General features: G+C 31.8%; 19 protein-coding genes and 1 tRNA gene. 7 read left to right on the top strand and 13 right to left on the bottom strand.

Translation table 11 applies throughout. The annotated features are described in order from the left end of the window. Window positions 1–248 precede the first annotated feature (248 nt). From AB3G33_RS13620 to AB3G33_RS13610, 3 genes are all read right to left on the bottom strand, one after another. On the bottom strand, window positions 249–2,777 hold the full coding sequence (locus AB3G33_RS13620; RefSeq protein WP_367770473.1) for a carboxypeptidase-like regulatory domain-containing protein: 2,529 nt from the start codon (window positions 2,775–2,777) through the stop codon (window positions 249–251). Continuing rightward, on the bottom strand, window positions 2,764–3,678 hold the full coding sequence (locus tag AB3G33_RS13615; protein ID WP_367770470.1) for a FecR family protein: 915 nt from the start codon (window positions 3,676–3,678) through the stop codon (window positions 2,764–2,766). The genes AB3G33_RS13620 and AB3G33_RS13615 overlap by 14 nt, the downstream gene beginning before the upstream one ends. 61 nt (window positions 3,679–3,739) lie before the next feature. Beyond that, window positions 3,740–4,255: an RNA polymerase sigma factor gene (locus tag AB3G33_RS13610; RefSeq protein WP_367770467.1), complete on the bottom strand. Its 516-nt coding sequence runs from the start codon at window positions 4,253–4,255 to the stop codon at window positions 3,740–3,742. A gap of 400 nt (window positions 4,256–4,655) precedes the next feature. On the opposite strand from AB3G33_RS13610, the gene AB3G33_RS13605 reads away from it, so the two are divergent. The 4 genes from AB3G33_RS13605 to AB3G33_RS13590 all read left to right on the top strand — a co-directional run bounded on the left by AB3G33_RS13605 (window position 4,656) and on the right by AB3G33_RS13590 (window position 8,859). Beyond that, entirely contained in the window at window positions 4,656–5,699 is a 1,044-nt protein-coding gene (locus AB3G33_RS13605) for a hypothetical protein (RefSeq protein ID WP_367770464.1), read from the top strand. An 87-nt stretch (window positions 5,700–5,786) separates the two neighbouring features. Then, a complete protein-coding gene (locus tag AB3G33_RS13600; RefSeq protein WP_367770461.1) occupies window positions 5,787–6,563 on the top strand; it encodes a membrane metalloprotease in 777 nt (258 codons plus the stop codon). 50 nt (window positions 6,564–6,613) lie between these two features. Continuing rightward, window positions 6,614–7,195 (top strand): porin family protein, encoded by a 582-nt coding sequence (locus AB3G33_RS13595; RefSeq protein ID WP_367770458.1) that lies wholly within the window; start codon window positions 6,614–6,616, stop codon window positions 7,193–7,195. Between the two features lie 176 nt (window positions 7,196–7,371). Continuing rightward, window positions 7,372–8,859, top strand: a complete 1,488-nt coding sequence (locus AB3G33_RS13590; RefSeq protein WP_367770455.1) for an aminotransferase class V-fold PLP-dependent enzyme — start codon at window positions 7,372–7,374, stop codon at window positions 8,857–8,859. A gap of 39 nt (window positions 8,860–8,898) precedes the next feature. Here AB3G33_RS13590 and AB3G33_RS13585 read toward each other — a convergent pair whose 3' ends face one another. Beyond that, window positions 8,899–10,467, bottom strand: coding sequence for a YdiU family protein (locus AB3G33_RS13585; RefSeq protein WP_367770453.1), 1,569 nt, complete (start codon window positions 10,465–10,467; stop codon window positions 8,899–8,901). A gap of 65 nt (window positions 10,468–10,532) precedes the next feature. Then, entirely contained in the window at window positions 10,533–11,417 is an 885-nt protein-coding gene (locus tag AB3G33_RS13580) for a lysophospholipid acyltransferase family protein (RefSeq protein ID WP_367770450.1), read from the bottom strand. Between the two features lie 114 nt (window positions 11,418–11,531). Here AB3G33_RS13580 and AB3G33_RS13575 point away from each other — a divergent pair, with 114 nt between their 5' ends. Together AB3G33_RS13575 and AB3G33_RS13570 are read left to right on the top strand one after the other, a co-directional pair. Then, window positions 11,532–12,170, top strand: a complete 639-nt coding sequence (locus AB3G33_RS13575; RefSeq protein WP_367770448.1) for a rhomboid family intramembrane serine protease — start codon at window positions 11,532–11,534, stop codon at window positions 12,168–12,170. A gap of 55 nt (window positions 12,171–12,225) precedes the next feature. After that, window positions 12,226–12,915, top strand: coding sequence for an SIMPL domain-containing protein (locus tag AB3G33_RS13570; protein ID WP_367770446.1), 690 nt, complete (start codon window positions 12,226–12,228; stop codon window positions 12,913–12,915). Window positions 12,916–13,041: 126 nt separating this feature from the next. Here AB3G33_RS13570 and AB3G33_RS13565 read toward each other — a convergent pair. The 6 genes from AB3G33_RS13565 to AB3G33_RS13540 all read right to left on the bottom strand — a co-directional run bounded on the left by AB3G33_RS13565 (window position 13,042) and on the right by AB3G33_RS13540 (window position 15,943). Further along, window positions 13,042–13,123, bottom strand: a tRNA-Tyr gene (locus AB3G33_RS13565). A 176-nt stretch (window positions 13,124–13,299) separates the two neighbouring features. After that, the gene (locus tag AB3G33_RS13560; protein ID WP_367774151.1) at window positions 13,300–13,665 is read right to left on the bottom strand and encodes a TlpA family protein disulfide reductase; all 366 of its coding nucleotides are present in this window, start codon (window positions 13,663–13,665) and stop codon (window positions 13,300–13,302) included. A 39-nt stretch (window positions 13,666–13,704) separates the two neighbouring features. Beyond that, window positions 13,705–14,460, bottom strand: a complete 756-nt coding sequence (locus tag AB3G33_RS13555; RefSeq protein WP_367753546.1) for a DUF4369 domain-containing protein — start codon at window positions 14,458–14,460, stop codon at window positions 13,705–13,707. 232 nt (window positions 14,461–14,692) lie between these two features. Further along, window positions 14,693–14,926, bottom strand: coding sequence for a hypothetical protein (locus AB3G33_RS13550; protein WP_367770443.1), 234 nt, complete (start codon window positions 14,924–14,926; stop codon window positions 14,693–14,695). A 164-nt stretch (window positions 14,927–15,090) separates the two neighbouring features. Beyond that, window positions 15,091–15,531, bottom strand: a complete 441-nt coding sequence (locus AB3G33_RS13545) for a KTSC domain-containing protein (RefSeq protein WP_367753544.1) — start codon at window positions 15,529–15,531, stop codon at window positions 15,091–15,093. Between the two features lie 163 nt (window positions 15,532–15,694). Next, window positions 15,695–15,943: a hypothetical protein gene (locus AB3G33_RS13540; protein WP_367770440.1), complete on the bottom strand. Its 249-nt coding sequence runs from the start codon at window positions 15,941–15,943 to the stop codon at window positions 15,695–15,697. Window positions 15,944–16,030: 87 nt separating this feature from the next. Between AB3G33_RS13540 and AB3G33_RS13535 the strand changes: the two genes are divergently transcribed. Further along, on the top strand, window positions 16,031–16,573 hold the full coding sequence (locus AB3G33_RS13535) for a hypothetical protein (protein WP_367770437.1): 543 nt from the start codon (window positions 16,031–16,033) through the stop codon (window positions 16,571–16,573). A 6-nt stretch (window positions 16,574–16,579) separates the two neighbouring features. Here the strand turns inward: AB3G33_RS13535 and AB3G33_RS13530 are convergent, their stop codons facing one another. Further along, window positions 16,580–16,975, bottom strand: a complete 396-nt coding sequence (locus tag AB3G33_RS13530; RefSeq protein ID WP_367770434.1) for a response regulator — start codon at window positions 16,973–16,975, stop codon at window positions 16,580–16,582. Further along, window positions 16,972–19,662 carry a PAS domain S-box protein gene (locus tag AB3G33_RS13525; protein ID WP_367770431.1) on the bottom strand — a complete coding sequence of 897 codons (2,691 nt, stop codon included), beginning with the start codon at window positions 19,660–19,662 and terminating at the stop codon, window positions 16,972–16,974. The genes AB3G33_RS13530 and AB3G33_RS13525 overlap by 4 nt, the downstream gene beginning before the upstream one ends. Window positions 19,663–19,861: the final 199 nt, after the last annotated feature.

The raw sequence follows: 19,861 nt of genomic DNA, 5'->3' as shown, positions 1-19,861 counted from the left end.
AAATAATCACAATTGAACAACAAAGAATTGTTGTTAAAATTAATCCCTTGAAAATCTTATGTTTTATAATAGATTTCATTTTACTTTTAATTCGGTTTTCTAAACTAACAGTCAACTTGTATATAGTCGCTACTAAGTAGTGCATTTTAATCAAATATAGCATTCTTTTTACAAGAACAGGGATTTATCTTTAAGACTATTCGTATAAAAATAGCTAAAATGGAATGTATGAATTAAAAGATATACTATTAAAAATTCACTCTAAAACTCAAATTAGGAGTCATAACAAGGGATTTGTTATCCACTTTTATCGTTTTATTAGAATCATTTGGGTCTACTTTGTAATACCGGTTGATTACATTGTCTTCGTTGGTTGTATTAATCACTCCAGCACGAAGGATTCCCTTGATTCCGGTTGCAAGATTAAACTGGTAACTGCAAGAGGCATCGAGACGCATGAAATTATCCAAATTTTTACTATTAGGAGAATCGTAATTCACCATGGTTGTATTACCATTTTTCACTGTTTCATTACCTTCTAATGGTACCGTGTAAGGTTGTCCATTTCGCCAAATTCCACCTACTGAGAGTTTGAAATTTTTCACAATATCATAATTGAAACCTAGAGAAACAGAATGTCTGATGTCTACATTGTTTGGAAATGTATTGGGTGTGAAACTATCAAATTCATAATTATTAATACTAAAAGTATAGCTTAACCAAGTGCTGTATTTTCCTGCCGTTTTATTAGCCAAAAACTCAATTCCTTTTGCGGTATAGCTTCCATGAGCATTTTTATATTGAAAATTATTATAAAAACCTTGATTGGACGCAGTGATGCCATTAACCACTTTGTAAAATCCAGTCAGGTCAATATTGAGTTTATTGGCATTAAATTCTACACCAAAAGAACCTTGTTTGCTTGTGGCAATAGGAATACTTTGATTATTGACTAATACCCAACGTCTTTTTTCAACACCTAGAAAATCATCTTCAAAATCAATAATTTGAGTAGCGGTTTGGTTTTTAAATTCCCCTTCCAGTTTTAGTGCAAATTGATTGGATAGTTGCTGCCAGATGTTTATCCTAGGTTCTACGAGTAATTTATCAAACTTTTGAAAATAATTCAAGCGAACGCCAATTCTGAAATAGGTGTTGTTTTTATGGTATTCTCCTTCCGTAAATAGTCCGTGATTATCTAGTACGTCTTTCTTAGTACTAGAGTAGGATGGAGCGCTTACGGTGGTCTGGTTGAGCATACCCGTTTCATTAAATTCATAACCTGCCAAGAGGGTAAAGTATTCGTTGGCTTTATAATGGGTATTTAATTTAATTCCTGTTTCCAATACTTCATTGGCTTCGGTTTGTCGTTGAGCTGTTTCTATTCTGTAATCCGCAGCATCAATATTGTATTTGGAAAAATACGTAATCAGATTGGAACTGAATTTAGAATTCCATTGTGCTTTCCAGTTTCCCCCAAACCCAATATTCTTTTGCGAAAGCGTGCTTGCTTTGGTTTCGGAATTAGTGTCATTAGCATTGTATTCTGTATAATTCAAGGCGTTGTTGATTCCAATAAGATTTGCTCTAAATTGGTGTTTTTCGTTGAGATCAAATAAAATTTTAGCGGTATAATCGTAAAAGTAAAAATCCGAATTGGTATTGTTCTGATGGCTGTCGGCATTAATTTCACTATCCTGAAAACTTCGTTTGTAATAGTTGGTAAACGTTGGCGTGTTAAAAAGATCCGTTACAGAACGCCTTCCAGAGATGTCAATTTCTAAGTTTTTAGCTATGGGAATAGCCAAAAAAGCATCAGCATTGATTAAGTTAATTCCTGCACCGCCCGAAAAGGAATTGCTCACTTCATCATTGGTAAACATATTGATGGTACTGGAAACCCCATCACTATATTCTGCACTGGTTCCATTTTTAGTAACAATAACTTTATTAGTCAAATTGGGATTATAGGCGGATATGAGTCCGAAGAAATGACCCGAATGGTACATTTTTATATTGTCCCAAACCATTAGATTTTGGTCATTTGTGCCACCACGCACATTGATGTTGGCAATACTTTCATTCGTACTTTCTACGCCTGGCAATGCTTGAATCGATTGCAATACGTCAGGTTCAATTAAACCCGGTAAGATTCCAAATTTTTTAGTGTTCAAAACGGTACTTCCGTCTAAGTATTTTTGTAATCCCGGAGTCAAATATACATTGATTAAAACGGGATTCAGTTCTTCATTGCTGGATTTTAAAAGTATTTCTTTGGGTTTTGTTTGATTCGAAAATAATTCGTTTGCTCTGTATTCTCGAGACTCAAAACCGATATATGAAATAGTAACTGCAGCAGTTATAGGAATATTTTTTAAACTAAAATACCCGTTTTTGGTTGTAATTGCAACTTGATTATCAGCGATTATTGTTGCTCCATTTAAAGGATTTTTCGAATCTTCTGAAAGGACCACACCAGCGATCGATATTGTTTTGTTAAGAACAGAAACAGTAACATAGCGGTTGTCTAATGCTTTAAAGTTCAACAGCACTTTAGCGTTCAAGTAATCAATTGTTTGTGGTAATGAAAGTGTAGTTGCTGGTTTTTCGATAGTAATTCCAGCGACATCTTCAACAGCATAAGAAAATTTCACATTAAACTGTTGTTCGATTGTACTAATAACTTGAGTAAGCGGAATTTTATCAGTCGCTTTTTGCGCATAACTTATACTTCCTAGGAGCAATAAAAAATAAAAGACCCATTTATTGCACTCCATAGTTGTAAAATATAACGGTTTTCCCTTGTAGCTTGTAACTTAGTTTAAGCGGAATTGTAATTGCTTCTAAAGCTATTTTTTGATTCGTATGTGTGAAACTTCCAGTAAACAATTTAGAAGTATCCACGCCTTCGGTTTTTATTTTAATATCATATTGGCGCTCTAATTCGGCTATAACCTGATCTAGAGGAATGCGGTCAAAACTGGATTCTTTTTGCATCCACGAAGGATTTTGGGCATTAAAATCAGGTACATCTTCAATTTTATTATTGATCAATCTAAAGGTTTTTCCTGGTGGTAGCTTAACGGTTTCGTTATTATGGGTTACACTAACTAAGCCTTCAAAACAACTCACCTCGAAATAATTTTTGCGTTGCTTTACGTTAAAATGTGTTCCTAGCACTTGAACAACACCATCAGCAGTGTTGACGCTAAAGGTTTGTCCTTTTTTTACCTGAAAATACGCTTCTCCGTCTAAGGTTAAGTCACGTTTGTTTTCCCATTCTTTTTCCTTGAAAGTTATTTTTGAAGCCGCATTCAATAATACTTCAGAATCATCCGGAAGGTGGAACGTTTTGATTTGAGCTATTTGTGTTTCAAATGCGGTTGTAGTATTATAAAACAGGAAGTAGGCGCCTGTTAATAACACAACGATAGCAGCAGCTACACTATAAATGGTTTTAAAGTGTAGTGTTCGAACTTTGGTTTCGTTTTTAGATTTGTCTCTGGCTTTGAATTGGTCTAATGCTTTTTGTGCATCTACTTTTGGAGTTTCCAAAAGTGATGAATAATGAGCGATTTTTTCCAACGTGTCCGATCCTTCCGATTGTTTTAAATCTTCAATTTCTTGATTGGAGAGTTCCCCATTGAGCCATTTTAGTATTTCTTTTTCGTTTTTCATTTTGAACCTCTATAATAGTAAGACAACTCATTATGGAATTACCCTACTACAAATCAATTATTTATATGTTTTCGATCTGCTCTTTTAATATTTTGAGTGCACTGGACATTCTTTTTTCGACTGCTTTTTGTGAAATATCAAGTAGTTCTGCAATTTCGCGGTATTTTTTACCGTCAATTCGATTCATTAAAAACACTTCACGTTGTGCTTCTGTTAATGAGGCAATAGCATTTTGAAGTTTCTCTTTGAATTCTTCTTCTTCTAATAGGTATTCAGGACTTTGATTCGTAATATCAAGATTGGGAGATTCTTTGGCGTAAGCCAGAACCACTTTTTTATGCTTAATAGTATTTAAAAATAAATTATTTACAGTTGTAAGTAAATAGGTTTTCACTTTTGTAAAATCAATTTTGGAACAATTCTCCCATATTTTGGTAAAGGCATCTTGAACCAAATCTAAAGCGGCATCGCTATCACCACATTTGTAATAAGCAAAATTCGTAGCCGATTGCACATTTTTAAGATAAAAGTGATTGAAGTACTTTTCGTCACAAAGATTCGTTTTTTCGTCGGTCATTGCATGCAAATTCGTTTTTAATAGATTGTAAAAGTAAAATATTTTTTGAATCTATTGTTTTGATTTTAAATTCCCAATTTGTTTTATGGATAATCGGTAGGAAACAATAGAAAAAAAGAACTGTATTAAGAACCGTAAAATATGGGATATATTTCATTACGCTATTTGATATAGTTTTTGGTTTCTCCAATAATTGTGTAAGTTCTAAAGATAATTTTATAATAGTTCTAAAAGATATTTTGGATAATTTTGCTTCCAAACCAATAGGAAGTATAAAGGGATATTATAAATTTTTATATTTTTTTTAAAATTTGGGTAGGGTAAAAATAATGTTAGTTGTCTTACTAATAGAAAGGCGTAAAAAACGTCAATAGTGATACAAAACATTAAAAATAAAATTATGAAAAAGTTAAGAATTATTACAGGAATCGCATTAATGTCAATATTAGGTTTTACATCATGTCAAAGTGAAGTTAATGATGTTCAAGGTCAAAACCCAAACACAAATGCTGCTAACTCAACAACAGCTAATAACCTAAAACGTACTTCGATGTATGATGGTTCATTTGATGATTTTATTGATGGTGCTTCATGTTCTTCCATTGTTTTACCTGTAACTGCAACAGTAAATGATACAAAGGTTACTCTTTTAAGCCAATTGGATTATACACAAGTAATATCGATTTTAGGACAGTTTAACAATGATCAAGATTCAGTTACACTTCAATTTCCATTAAAAGTGAAAATGAGTAACTATACAGAAGTTACTGTAAATAGTCAAGCAGAATACAATGCTATTGTAAATGCATGTACAACGGCACAATCTTCTGGTCAAGATGCTATTTCATCTGTAAATATTACTTTTCCTATTACTATTTTAACTTATAACATAAGTTTAGAACAAACAGGAAGTATTGTTATTACATCCGAACAACAATTATATGCGTATATGTCTACAATGAGTAGTTCAGAGTTATTCTCGGTAAAATATCCAATGACAGTAACTCTAATTGACGGAACAAAAACAACTGTGTCTAGTGATGCTGAATTTCAAGCTGCTATAAACGCTTCACTTAAAACGGAAGCTACAATGCAGGAAGCGGTTCAAAATTCAAAAAAACTGGAAACTATATTAGTGAATGGTGCTTTTAAAGTACAGTCTTTTGTAAGTGCAGGAGTAGATTCAGCTAATACCTACAAAGACAATACCATTGATTTCGCAAACGATATGTCAATAAAAGTGGTAAACACCTTGAGTACAACTGCAACAGGAACTTATGCGATGAGTTCGCAAGTAGATGTTTTCTTGAAATTGAATTTCACAGGGAACGCTTCTTTCAATTTATTGAATAACACTTGGAAAGTATCAAGCTTCAGTGCGTCATCAATCACTTTGCAAAGCACTACAAATGCGGGTGTAACATTGGTTTTAAACCAAATATAATCACTAATTGAATTAGTACATTTTTGAACAACAGTTCACTTTGATTAAGGAACTGTTGTTTGAAATAAAAAATTAAAAAGAAAAAAAATGAAAAAAAGAATTGCAGTCTTGGCCATGATTTTTGCTTTAACGCTGTCTTGTTCTAAACAAGATGCTTCAAATGATATTACAGTTGGAGGGAATTTAGTTTCCAATAATAAAAAAGCAACAGGAAGTTCTTCCTATGATTTATTGGCTGAGGATACTTTTAAAAGTATGGTTGTTGAAGTGGTATACGTTCAAGGATATGAGCCATCGACTGCTGCAATTAATAATTTTGTCAGTTTTCTTAATGAAAGAGTTAATAAATCACAGGGAATTAGTATTGTTAAAAGAGCAATTGCATCCTCAGGTAAAGCCACTTTTACCAATGAAGAAATTATAGCCATTGAAGATGGGAACAGAACAAAATACAATACTTCAAATCAAATTGCTGTGTGGGCATTTTTTGTAGATGGAGAATCAGCGAGTAATACCAGTTCAGGACTGGTTCTGGGAACGGCTTATAGAAATACATCATTCGTTATTTACGAAAAAAAGATTCAAGGGTTAAGTGATAGTCCTTTTAAGCCCAGTAGAAGTTTATTAGAAACTACGGTCATGACACATGAGTTTGGTCACATTTTAGGACTAACTAATTTAGGAGCAAAACTGCAAAGCAACCATGAAGATTTAGATCATGCAAAACATTGTAATGTGGAGAGTTGTTTGATGTATTGGTCAGCCGAATCAGGAAGCGGAATTACTAATATGGTTTCGGGAGGAACAGCACCAAAACTAGATGCACAATGTTTAGCCGACCTGAAAGCAAACGGAGGAAAGTAAAAACTTAAAATTTGAATACTATTAAAAATAAATAATAAAAAACAAACAAAATGAAAAATACCTATTTAACACTTGCTTTATTTTTTGGTGTACTATCAACAATGAGTGCACAAGACCATTCAGTTCCAAAATCAAATGCTGGGATAAAAGGAGGATACAATTTAGCCGCTGTCAATTATGATGGTAATGGAGAAACAGGACAACGTCATGGTTTTCATGTGGGAGTTTATGGAGAATCTTTCATTAGTGAAAGCTTTTCTATTCAACCAGAATTAATGTATTCTCAACAAGGATATGAGATAAAAGATGCTAATGGTACTTTTACTCAAAAATTAGATTATATCAATTTACCCGTTATGCTTAAAGCATATCCATCTAAAAATTTCTTTTTGGAAGCAGGTCCACAAATTGGATTGGCAGTTTCTCACAAGGAAGTTTATGAAGGGTTATTCAATAGTTCACAGCAGTACGACCCAAACAGTTTTGATTGGGGAATGAATTTTGGAGCTGGTTTTAAAACAGATTCTGGAATAAGCTTAGGAGTACGTTATCATTTAGGTCTAGGAGATTTGTATGATAATGATAAAGCACACAATCGTGTTTGGCAATTTTCAGTAGGATTTGATTTATAATCGTACTAGTTAACTACTATATTTAAACCCTCTCAGAGTACTACTTTGAGAGGGTTTTTTAGTCGAGAGTGATTTAAATTCGATTTATTTATGAATGGACAGTGATGATTTTGATAATTTTATAAATTGTAGAATCCACAATAATCAATATATTTACGCTTTAATAAATGCATATCATGACCGTTACAGATACACCAACTCAATTAGAACAATATTTCCAACAATTTCGTAAGAATATTATAGGAATCGATCAAGATTTTTTATCCCCATACGGACCACAACAAATCATCTATACAGATTGGACAGCAAGTGGACGTCTCTATCGTCCTATTGAAGAAAAGTTGATGAATGATTTTGGACCTTTTGTAGCCAATACGCATACAGAAACAACTGTTTCTGGTACGGCTATGACCAAAGCCTATCATAAAGCACGTCATATTATTAAAAATCATGTTCATGCGAATGCCAATGATATCTTGATAACAGATGGTACTGGAATGACTGGAGTAGTAAATAAGTTTCAAAGAATATTAGGACTGAAAGTTCCTGAGAATTTGAAAGATTTCATAAATATCCCTGCCGAAAAACGACCTGTTGTTTTTATTTCGCACATGGAGCACCATTCGAATCAAACTTCTTGGTTGGAAACGATTGCTGATGTTGAGGTAATTCCTTCTACTGAAGATGGGTTGTTTAGTATTGAAAATTTAGAAATACTACTTGAAAAATATAAAGATCGAAGCTTTAAAATTGCTTCAATCACTTCTTGTTCTAATGTAACCGGAATACGAACTCCTTACCATGAAGCTGCTAAAGTTATGCATCAACATAGCGGACTTTGTTTTGTTGATTTTGCCTGCTCTGGTCCATATGTAGAAATAGACATGCACCCTAAAGATCCAGAAAGCTATTTAGATGCCGTTTTCTTTTCTCCACATAAATTTCTTGGTGGTCCTGGTACTTCTGGAGTATTAGTTTTTAATAAAAAATTATATCAAAATTTAGTTCCTGATAATCCAGGTGGTGGTACTGTTTCCTGGACCAATCCTTGGGGGGAACATAAATTTATCGATAATATTGAAGATAGGGAAGATGGTGGAACTCCAGGTTTTCTACAAGTGATTAAAACAGCACTTGCGATTCAGTTAAAAGAGAAAATGGGAATTGAGAATATACTAAAAAGAGAACATGAAATTGTTGATTTTGTATTCTCAGAACTGGGAAATGTATCTAATATTAAAATATTGGCTGGTCAACATCAAGATCGATTAGGTGTCATTTCTTTTTATGTTGATGATCTACATTTTAACTTGGGAGTGAAGTTACTGAATGATAAATTCGGAATTCAAACTCGCGGTGGCTGTAGTTGCGCTGGTACTTATGGACATTTTTTACTGCATGTAGATCAAGAAACGTCGCATAAATTGATTGATGAAATTAGTTTAGGGGATTTGATAAGAAAGCCGGGTTGGATTAGAATGTCCATTCATCCTACAACTACTACTGCTGAAATTGAATTTGTATGTAATGCAATTAAGGATTTGGCCAAAAATCATGCATCTTGGGCTTTAGATTACGATTACAATAGAGATACGAATGAGTTTGTGCATAAGAAAGCACAACCTTTAGAAGATGAATTAGTAAAAGAGTGGTTTTCTTTGTAAAAACAATTTTACTTAAAAAAATAGGAGCTATGTTGTCTGTTATGAACTGCAAGACAACATAGAGCTTCCAATTTTTTCTCTGGCCCAATCGGGTCTTTTGGCAAACCATTTTTCAAATTTTTCTTGTTCTAAATAGGGGTTTTTCAATAGAACATGCAATTCTTCTAGTATCGAATAATCCTCTTTTTCTGCCGCTTCAATTGCTACTTGAGCCATATAATTACGCAGCACATATTTTGGGTTTACTTTATCCATACTTAGTTGACGATCGGCATCAGTTGTGTCTTCCTGTTGCAAACGATTTAAATATTGGGTAAACCAATACAACCAAGAGTCTTTTATTTGGGAAGTAATTGCGTCGGTAGTGTAGAATGAGTCAGTAATCACTGAAAATGCATTTTCAACGGATTCCTCTTTCTTTATCTGACTTAATTTTCGAAAGAAAATAGTCATGTCCGTTTCTGTCAGTTGAAGATTTTCGGTTAAAATATGTAGGAGTTGATTGTCATTTTCTTTTTGGGTAACCAATCCTAATTTGTTTCGCATCATATCGGCATAATCCGCTTCATATAGGGACTGATAATCATGTAAAATGGTTTCTAATGGAGCAGCTTCTTCAATCAAAGGAAATAATGCATTGGCGAGTTGGTATAAATTCCAAAGGGCAATGTGAGGTTGATTCCCAAAACGGTATCTGCGGTTTTCACGATCGGTCGTATTAGGAGTCCAATTTGGATTGTAATCTTCAAGCCAACCGTAAGGTCCATAATCTATAGTAAGTCCTAAAATGGACATGTTATCGGTATTCATCACGCCATGTACAAAGCCCACACGTTGCCATTGTAACACCATTTCGCGGGTTTTATTAGCCACTTCATTAAAAAATTGGATGTAGCTTTCTTTGGGAGTTCCTTTTATTTCAGGAAAATAATATTTGATAGTAAAATCAGCCAATAATTTTAAGGTTTTCAAGTCATTTTGGGAAGAGAAAAGTTCGAAATTCCCAAAACGAATAAACGAAGTGGCAACGCGACAAACTATGGCTCCTTTTTCATACTCAGGATGACCATCGTACATCACGTCACGTAAAACTTGGTCTCCTGTAAGAATTAAAGATAGCGAGCGGGTAGTAGGAATGCCCAGATGAAACATGGCTTCACTGCATAAATGCTCTCTAATAGAAGAACGTAAGACGGCCAGCCCATCAGCTCTACGGGAATAAGGCGTCATTCCTGCTCCTTTTAGCTGTAAGGTATATGTTTTTTGTTGATTGTTTTCTATTTCGGCAAGAATAATAGCTCTCCCATCACCTAATTGTCCAGCCCAATTGCCAAATTGATGTCCTGCATAACTCATAGAATAGGGGCGAGTATTGGGAAGTATTTCTTTTCCAGAAAACACATTGGTAAAGACAGTAGACTGTGCTTCCTCTTTAGAAATTCCAATCAAATCCAAAACTTCTTCCGTAAAATGAATGAGTTGAGGTTTGGATGGGATTTTTGGAGTAACATAGGAAAAACAAGCCTTGTGCACTTGGCGTGGTACATTTGTTTCATCAGTATCTGCTGGTAATTCTGTACTAAACCTATTGTTGATTTTTAAATTCATTTGGGTAGTGTATTAGTATCAAAATTAATGAAATATTAGGGGAACAACCGTTAATTAAAACTTAATTAGGCATTTATGTCTTTTCGTCTGTGTTTCCATCTTCGATGTGTCCAGAAATAAAACTCAGGAGCTTCGTGAATTTGTTTTTCAACTTCCTGTAAATAGTCGTGTGTAATTCCAAAATCTGGAATTGACTTTGCATTGTCACTTAGAGGAATTAATGTGGCTTCATAATACCCTCTTTTTACTTTTTTTACTTTTACATAAATGACATTTAAATCATATTTTTTGGCTAACATTTCGGCTCCAGTATGCACAGGAACTTCTATGCCCATGAATTTATCCCAATGAAATATTCTGTTTGCTGCGGGCGATTGGTCACTTGGTATGCCATATATGGAAAGAATGTTTTTTCGATTATTGTCCGCAATCAATGGTATTGTTTTATTTGAGACAACTAATTCGGTATTGTATTTTGATCGAATGTCTCTAATGAGTTTGTCAAAATATTTATTATTTATTTTTTTATAAACTCCTACACCTTTATAGCTTATTTTTTGATTAAGAGTGATAAGCCATTCCCAACTGGCGTAATGTGATACTAATAACATGATGCTTTTTTCTTTTGCCTCATATTCTTTAATAACTTCCAAATTTGTGATAACAAATCGTTTATTCATTTCTTTGGATGAAATGGTCATGGTCTTGATCATTTCCATGAACATATCACACATATGGCGGTATGATTTTTTTTCGATCACAAGACGTTCCTCATCGCTAAGATTGGGTAGGGCCATAGCTAGATTCTCTCGTACTGTTTTTTTACGATAGCCTATTATATAATAGATTAAAAAGTAAATAGCATCTGATAATAAATAAAAAATGCGAAAAGGAAGAATAGACAGTAACCAAAGTAGGGGATAAGCTATAATAAAAATGAGAAATTGCATGCACTATTTTTTTTGCAAATATAAGTCAAAAATGAATAAACAGATAAAATTTAAAGACATACTAGACGAATCTTAGAGAATCACTACATTTACAATTCACTATAAATAGATTTTATGAATACCATTTTGATTGCAATAATCGTTGCAAATGCATTGTTTAGTTATAAAGGGTTTAATGATCATACATTTTTCAGAAAATACGAATTCCACATAGGAAGTATTAGATCAGGAGAACAAATAAGATTACTTTCGTCTGCTTTCCTTCATGCTGATATAGGGCATTTGGCTTTCAATATGATTACGCTTTACTTTTTTGCACCAGTTGTAATTGGTTATTTAGGAACCTTTTCATTTGTAATCATCTATTTTGGTAGTTTAATTTTTGGTAGTTTATTGACTATTCTTTTTCATAAAAATGATTATAATTATAGGGCTGTGGGAGCATCTGGCGCTGTTACTGGAATTTTATATTCGGCTATATTACTGGAGCCTAATATGATGTTAGGAATCTTTTTTATCATTCCTATCCCAGCATATATTTTTGGAATTTTATATTTGCTATATTCTATTTATGGTATGAGAGCTAAGAATGATAATATAGGTCATACGGCGCATTTTGGAGGCGCTATTGGGGGTTTTTTAATTACACTTATAACAAACCCTCATTTGCTTATAGAAAACACCTTAATGGTAGTGTTATTAATGATTCCTATAGTAATTCTTTTTGCCATGGCCAAAATGGGAAAAATTTAATGGCATAACTTTTGAAAGAATACTATTGCAAATAAATAATTTAAATATTTTAAAAATGAAAAAATCATTATTAATTCTTTCGATGTTGTTTATGACAATGTCATACGCTCAAGAAGTAAAACAAATTCCTCAAATAAGTGTAACTGGAGAGGGGGAGATTAAAGTAGTACCAGATCAAGCAACTATTTCGGCTACGGTTGAAACTAAAGGGAATAATGCTAAAGAAGTAAAAAAACAAAATGACGAACAGATTGAATCTGTTTTGAAATTGATAAAAAAGATGAATTTAGCTCCTGCTGATTATAAGACGCAACGTGTTGCTTTAAATCCACAATATGATTACGAAAAAAAGAAAACGACTTACAATGCTACTCAAACAATTGAAATCATAGTGCGTGATCTTTCTAAATATGATGAATTGATGGAGGGTTTAGTTAACCAAGGGATAAATAGAATTGACAATGTAGTTTTTCAGTCTTCAAACATAGCAAAATACCAATCAGAAGCTAGAAAATTAGCAATGAAGGATGCGAAGATGAAAGCAGAGGATTATGTGTCTGTTTTAGGACAAAAAGTAGGCCGTGCAATGACAATATCCGACAATTCACAAAATTACAATCCGCAGCCAGTCTATGCGAGAATGATGAAAACGGAGATGAGTGATATGGGTGCGCCTAGAGAAACACTAGCAGTAGGTGAAATTAAAATAACGGCTAACGTAAGTGTAAGTTTTATTTTGGAATAAATAGAATATTGGTTTTATAAAAGTCCCGTCTAATTTAATAATTAGACGGGACTTTTTTTTGATATTATAAAATTGTTACAAAGTATATGGAACAAAAAAAACGCTGCAATTACTTGCAGCGTTTTGTGGGGAGAGTAGGATTCGAACCTACGAAGACGTAGTCAGCAGATTTACAGTCTGCCCTCGTTGGCCGCTTGAGTATCTCCCCGAGGCCTTTGAGTACAACACTTATGTTGTTGTAAGCGGTTGCAAATATAGAAACTGTTTTGGTTTATGCAAACTAATTTTGCACTTAATTTCACTATTATTTTTAACGTATTGGTATTGAATAAAATAAAAAAATCTCCACTAGGGAGATTTTTTTATTTTATTCTAAGAATTGGATTATTTAGCCAAAAGTTCAATAATTTTTGCTCTAAGTTCATCGCCTCTTAAGTCTTTTGCAACTATATTACCTGATGCATCAAGTATGAAAGTGGCTGGAATAGCTTCTACTTTATATTGAGCAGCTATTGGTTCATCCCAAAATTTTAAATTGGATACTTGTGTCCAAGTTAATTTATCTTTAGCAATAGCTTCTTTCCATTTTGCTGCGTCTTTATCTAAAGAGACACCTACGATGTTAAGTCCTTTTGAATGTAACTCTTTGTATATAGCTACAACATTTGGATTTTCTTTTCGACACGGACCACACCATGAGGCCCAAAAATCAACGATTGTTACTTTTCCTAAACTTTCTTTAAGAGAAATTACTTTTCCTTCAGGATTGGGTGCCGAAAAATCGGTACTTCATCTAGCGTCACCAGCAGTTGGGGCAGTGGCTCCAGCAGCAGGCGCTTTCATTTGATCAAGTCTAGTTTTTATTGCTTTACCTGGTTTAGTGTTTTTTAATGATGCATCGAAGCTATTATAAATTGCTTCTGTTTTTTTAGAATCAACACTTGGATCGTTAGCCATACCTTGAATAATTAAGGCACTTATGAACGATTTTGGATGAGATTCTGCATAAGTTACATACTTAGCTTTAGACGCTTCTCCAACTTCTTGTTGTATTTCTGAAAACTGTTTCATTAATGAATTGATTACAGCAGTATCCTTAGTTTGTTGTGCTGTATTCATTGCTTGCATGTTTTTAGTTTGGAAATCCATAAGTTTCTTTTGAACTACTTTTATTTCCTCATTAAATTTTACATACTCATCATTGTTATAAGTACCTGATACTTTTGATTTTTGAATACTGTCTTTATCGATAACAATAGAGATTTCTCCAGATTCTAGTATAAAAGGAATTTTACTTGTAGCAGATTCTAATTGTAATGTATGAAATGCTGGTTCAGTAATTTTTCCTTTAATTTCAAATTTACCATTTTCAACCTTTACAGTATCAATAGCAACCATTCCCATATCGTTTTGTGTCTCAAGGATAATTGTTTTTCCATTTTCAATACCTTTTGCAGTACCAGAAATGATGTATTCGTCTTTTCCAACTTTGCTGCAAGAAATTAAAACAACAGCAGCAGAAAGTAATAAAATTATTTTTTTCATTATTAATTAGTTAATTAAGTTAAGTCTGCAAAAGTATTTAATTTTATTAAAGTATAAATAATTTTATAACCTAAATTTTTGTTATAATTTAATTTATTTTTAGTATAAGTTAGTGCATGTATCTCTTTTTAGTTGTTAAAAAAGACAATGGAATTTTTAAAATAATGAGCAGCAGTATTTGATGAGAGTGATTTTTATTGAATTGTACTTGTTTTAGAGATTCAATTAGCTTTCACGATACGTTTTCAGTTGACTCGCATTCTAAAATATCAGATTCAGCTTGTTCAATCTCGTTATTTGTAATTTTTATTTCTAAATTGATTGTTCTTAAGTCTTTATGTAAATCAGAACTTATTGGGTTAGTTTTTAGTTTTGAATCAATTTCTTCTCTTTGTTTTAATAGTGTCTTAAGTGTTTCGGTGGCTTTATTGTATTGAGATTTATACAAATTGCATGGTTTGGTCATGGTTAGTTGGTTTGGTTATTTTTTAAGGTTGGCTAAAATACTAAAAATAAGTATATTACACAATTAAAATTAGTATTGTATGATTTTTTTTACTTTTGAAAAAGTTATGATAAAAAAAAAGCACTCTTTATTAAGAGTGCTGATTTATATAGAAGTTTTAAAACTTAATCTTGGTTAATTGTTTTTCTCCAAGTAAAAGAATTAAGGATGTGTCTTTTTGCGAATCTTCCAGGAGAGTCAGCATTTACCATTTTTACATAAGTAGCTTTAGGAACACTAATGTATTCGTAAACACTACCATTTGAAAAATTAATGATCAATCTTCCTTCAACAAATTTATAATCAGTAATTGTTGATGTTGATATTGTTTCGGTGTATTCTGGTAAGTTTATTTTAGTAGTTTCTGGATTGATGCTTACCAAAAAGTGATATGCTTCAATAATTTTCTTACTATTTTCTTCTGCAGCTTTTAAACCAGCTTCATCTCCTTGAAATTTATCAGGGTGTGCTTCTTTCATCGCGTTGCGATAAATGGTTTTTAAATCTTTTAATTCTGCAGTTTTGTCTACATTTAGCAACTTGCGGTATTCAACTATTTTTTTCATAAATAAGGTAACTACTTGTTTTTTAATATGAAATTATATTTTTTAATTTCAAAAACAACAATTTTTTGCAAAGGTACACTTTTTTTTAAGTTTTTACTTTGTCATAAAAAAAAAATCACTATTTGTCTTTTTTTAATTTAATTTTAAAAAAGAAATACAAGAATTATTGTTCGGGTTTGTTATTTGCTTTGTCAAAGTTTTTTGACTTTTTAGGATATTTATTATAACTAATATCACTTGGGTTTTCAATGATAGATTTTATTGTAATCCAATCACCTACAATATGTTTTGCTTGAACCATTTTATAATCTAAAAGATAAATACCACAAAAAAAATTGTTGTTTTCATCTTTTTCAATTATCCCAGTGTATACCCCTTTTTGCAACATTTTTTCTTCGGAACCTTTAGTCATAATGTAATTTTTAAAATATTCTAAGTTGCAAAGTTAATGATTTATTTAATGGTTTTTCTCTTCTTTACTTTCTGATTATATTTGCGCATGGAAAAAAATTTTCGCCCAAGCCCAAATTCTTTTAAAAATACGTTTTGTATTTTTAATGAAGAATCATTAGAAAAAATTAAAGACCTTAAATTACAATATCAAAGTAAGGCGGGAAGTAGTTATTATTATACTAATTTAGGTATGTATAGAGTTTCTAATCATTGGGGAAGATTAGCTAATAGTAAATGGCGTTTAATTCCATTAGAGCCTGAAACGGCATCAAAATTTAAATTAGGGTTTGCTAGTTGGGAAAGTTTTTACCCAGATAATGATACTGATAAACTCTATTATCTAGAGGCAGATTATACAACAAATACGGTAAACTATCAACATAGAAACAATCCCAATTACGATAATAAAGCTGTACTAAGAACCAGTTTTGAAACTACCAAAAAAATCAAACAAATTCGAAATTTATTTAATTTGACTTCTTGGGCAAAATATTATGAATATGATGATTTAAATGTTTTGAGAAAAAGCATCATTGATCAATTGATATATACCAATACAACTTTAGAAGAAATTAAAAATTTAATTTAATTTCTTCTAATCTGATGAAGCTATTAATTTTAAATCATTTAGGCTGATTGGTTTTGACATATAGCCTTGGATATCACTATTGTTTTTAGCTTTTAATTTATCATCAACAGCAATGGATGAGCTTGAAATATAAATCATTATTTTAGATTGAAGTTTTGATTTTAGAATGGCCATTTCACTCATAAAACCCCATCCGTCCATAACTGGCATTTCAATGTCAAGAAGAATAATTTCGGGTAGGTCATCATTACTTTCTATTGCTTTTTTTAAAGCATCTATAGCTTCTTTTCCATTTGAAAAAGTAACAGTTGAAGTGAAAATTTCGGATTTAAGGATAATTTTTTTCATGATGGTTTTATAAATTATATCATCATCAATTACCCAGATTTTTCTTGTTTTCATGTTATATAAATTTTAAAGGTAGTTCCTACACCAGGTTTGCTTTCTATTGTAATACTTCCTCCCATGGCTTCAATTTGATTTTTAGTAATAAATAACCCAATACCTTTAGCATTAGGATTATCACTAAATGTTTTATACATACCAAAAACTTTGTTTGCATTTTTCTCCAAATCAATTCCAATTCCATTGTCTGAAATTTCAATTACTTTAAGGTTATTCTCTTTTAGAAAATTTATTAAAATTTTTGGTTCTCGATCCTTGTGACTGTACCTGATGGCATTTGATATTATATTAAAAAGAATACTTTCTAGATAAGCTGGGTTATAATTAATTTCAATATCGTCACTAACATTAGAAGTGATATGCGCCCCTTTTATTTTGATTTGTTCTGCAAGGATATTGAAAGTATTGTCTATGTACTTTTTTAAATTTATTTTTTCAGAAACTAACCCAATATTAGTTTGGATATTTACAACTTCATTTAAGTTAAATAAAGTCTCATTAAGGGAATTAGATACAGTTTTTAATAATTGAACCATTTGTTCTCTCTCTTCATCAGATTCCGCAGTTTCAATAAGCCCTGTCAGTGATGTAATATTACTGGTATGCGATCTTAAATTATGTGACACTATATAGGAAAAATTCAGCAATCTTTTATTTTGTTCCGAAACTAAAAAAAAGGAACTGTTTAGATCTTTTTCGATTTCCTTAGTTTTAGTAACATCAATCATAATTCCTCTTAAACTGACTGCTTTATTATTTTTTGTTATTACGTTAACAATATCTCTCAACCAAACGATATTGCCATTTTTGGCAATCATTCGATATTCAAAATCATGGTCTAGCATTAAATTAGTTTGGTTTGAACAATATTTTACTACTTCTTCTTTGTCTTCAGTATAAATATGATCTGCCCAAAAAGTAGGACTTGATAACCATTCTTCAGTAGTATATCCCAAAATATTTTCTACCTTTTTACTAATAAATGTAAATTGGAATGTTTGTGCATCGCATTCCCAAACGATTCCATCAATAGTATTGATTAAAGATTCGATTCTTATTTGCGAATTGAGGATTATTTTTTCCTGTTTTTTTCGTTCGGTAATGTCCTCAGTTGAAATTATGACTCGCTCTAAAGTATCTTCATACCCCTTCATTACACTATAAATAAAATTGACATCTCTTATTTCCCCTTTTGGATTTTTTATTTTAGCATCCATTATTAAACTATTTTCATTTCTGCAAATTGCGATGATATGATTTGTGAATGAGGGGATTGCTACATCACTAAAAATAATGTCAAAATTATTTAATAGTTCCGATTTAGTTTTGGGATCATATTGTATTAAACATTCATTATTTACATCAATAATATGAACTAAAGAAAAACATTTTTTAATTACTTCAGGATGTTGTTTTAAATATGAACTAATATTTTCCTTGGATTCATTGATTAGATTTAATTCTTGCAGATATTTTTTTACATGTGAATAATCTTGTTCCCACAATGGAAGAGGAGAATCATCAAAAAGACTTTTAAATCTAATTTGGCTTTGTTTAATAAGTTGTTCCGCTTCTTTTTTTTGTGTAATATCTTCAATAATTACAATGTTGCTAGTGGGTTTTTCGTTTTTTTTCCAAAGTGGAGTTACAGATAAATTGACCCAAATAACATCTCCCTTTTTGGTTAGATACCTTTTTTCTACGGTATAGTCATTGATCGTTCCGTTATTAATTTTCTTTACGGTAGCAATGTCATCTTTTAAATCATCTGGATGTGTAATAGATTGATAGTTCTTTTCTTTCATCTCTTTTTGAGTATATCCCAAAAGTTTACAAAATTGATTGTTTATTTCCAAAAATGTACCTGTGATGGGATCAACATTAGAGATACCAATTGCGGCTTGATCAAAAATAGTCTTGAATTTAATTTCGTTATCAATTAAATTAGATGCTTGTTTATCCACTAAGACTTGTAACTCAGCTGGTTTTTTCAACAATAGAAGAGTTAAAAAACCAAAGGTTAGTGCCAAGATGAAGCTTAAAATAATTGATACAATAAAAGAGGTTAGCGCATTCGTTGATTTTGTATCAATTAGATATAATTTCCAGTCCCCATCAGGAATTGTATTGGTTACGAAACTATTTTCTGATAATTTTATTTTTTGAGGTAAAAAATAAACATCTTTTTGAGTAATTGGATTTCTCTTAGAGATTTGAAAATAATATTTAGTTTTATCAATAGCATTTATACCAGAAGTTTTTAAAAGTTTGTCTAATTTAATAATGACTGCCGAAAATCCCCAAAATTTGTTTTTTATGTACACAGGAAGCCTGCCCACAATTCCTTGTCCCCCCTGCCTTAATTCAAGAGGTCCTGCAAAGTACATTTTTTGATTTAAGATGGATTTTAAGGCTTCTTTCTTAAGATATGCTGACTTCAAAATATTCAACCCCATAGCAGCTTCATTATCTTTCATTGGGTAGATATACCTAATAATTCCATTTGGTACTAATTGTACAGCTTCGATACTATTATTGGATTCTATTAAACGTTGACCAATGGAATTAAAATCTTCAGGAATTCCATCATCATTAATAGTAAGTGCTAGTGTGAGTGTAGTTGTATAACAGTTTTTTAGAGATTGTTCTATGTTTTGTCGTAATACTTTAAGAGTATTATCCATCTCATCCTTTTTATTTTGTTTTTCTATATGATATTGCTGTATAGAGATATAGGAAAACACAACACTTAGGCTTAGAAATACTATGAAGCCTGTTGATTTGGGTTTATTTAAAAACCAGTTAATCAATTTCGACCAATTTATTTCAGATTTCATTTATTCTTTTTCTTGGTCTTAGATAAACCCATTATATTTAAAAGCT

The sequence above is a fragment of the Flavobacterium sp. WC2421 genome, assembly GCF_040822115.1.
Lineage (GTDB): Bacteria > Bacteroidota > Bacteroidia > Flavobacteriales > Flavobacteriaceae > Flavobacterium.
The sequence above is the reverse complement of the archived record's forward strand: the minus strand, read 5'-3'. Positions and strand labels throughout refer to the sequence as shown.

Coding starts and splice junctions, on each gene's coding strand:
- AB3G33_RS13620 (WP_367770473.1), bottom strand. CDS start 2,777: ATGGAGTGCAATAAATGGGTCTTTTATTTTTTATTGCTCCTAGGAAGT.
- AB3G33_RS13615 (WP_367770470.1), bottom strand. CDS start 3,678: ATGAAAAACGAAAAAGAAATACTAAAATGGCTCAATGGGGAACTCTCC.
- AB3G33_RS13610 (WP_367770467.1), bottom strand. CDS start 4,255: ATGACCGACGAAAAAACGAATCTTTGTGACGAAAAGTACTTCAATCAC.
- AB3G33_RS13605 (WP_367770464.1), top strand. CDS start 4,656: ATGAAAAAGTTAAGAATTATTACAGGAATCGCATTAATGTCAATATTA.
- AB3G33_RS13600 (WP_367770461.1), top strand. CDS start 5,787: ATGAAAAAAAGAATTGCAGTCTTGGCCATGATTTTTGCTTTAACGCTG.
- AB3G33_RS13595 (WP_367770458.1), top strand. CDS start 6,614: ATGAAAAATACCTATTTAACACTTGCTTTATTTTTTGGTGTACTATCA.
- AB3G33_RS13590 (WP_367770455.1), top strand. CDS start 7,372: ATGACCGTTACAGATACACCAACTCAATTAGAACAATATTTCCAACAA.
- AB3G33_RS13585 (WP_367770453.1), bottom strand. CDS start 10,467: ATGAATTTAAAAATCAACAATAGGTTTAGTACAGAATTACCAGCAGAT.
- AB3G33_RS13580 (WP_367770450.1), bottom strand. CDS start 11,417: ATGCAATTTCTCATTTTTATTATAGCTTATCCCCTACTTTGGTTACTG.
- AB3G33_RS13575 (WP_367770448.1), top strand. CDS start 11,532: ATGAATACCATTTTGATTGCAATAATCGTTGCAAATGCATTGTTTAGT.
- AB3G33_RS13570 (WP_367770446.1), top strand. CDS start 12,226: ATGAAAAAATCATTATTAATTCTTTCGATGTTGTTTATGACAATGTCA.
- AB3G33_RS13555 (WP_367753546.1), bottom strand. CDS start 14,460: ATGAAAAAAATAATTTTATTACTTTCTGCTGCTGTTGTTTTAATTTCT.
- AB3G33_RS13550 (WP_367770443.1), bottom strand. CDS start 14,926: ATGACCAAACCATGCAATTTGTATAAATCTCAATACAATAAAGCCACC.
- AB3G33_RS13545 (WP_367753544.1), bottom strand. CDS start 15,531: ATGAAAAAAATAGTTGAATACCGCAAGTTGCTAAATGTAGACAAAACT.
- AB3G33_RS13540 (WP_367770440.1), bottom strand. CDS start 15,943: ATGACTAAAGGTTCCGAAGAAAAAATGTTGCAAAAAGGGGTATACACT.
- AB3G33_RS13535 (WP_367770437.1), top strand. CDS start 16,031: ATGGAAAAAAATTTTCGCCCAAGCCCAAATTCTTTTAAAAATACGTTT.
- AB3G33_RS13530 (WP_367770434.1), bottom strand. CDS start 16,975: ATGAAAACAAGAAAAATCTGGGTAATTGATGATGATATAATTTATAAA.
- AB3G33_RS13525 (WP_367770431.1), bottom strand. CDS start 19,662: ATGGATAATACTCTTAAAGTATTACGACAAAACATAGAACAATCTCTA.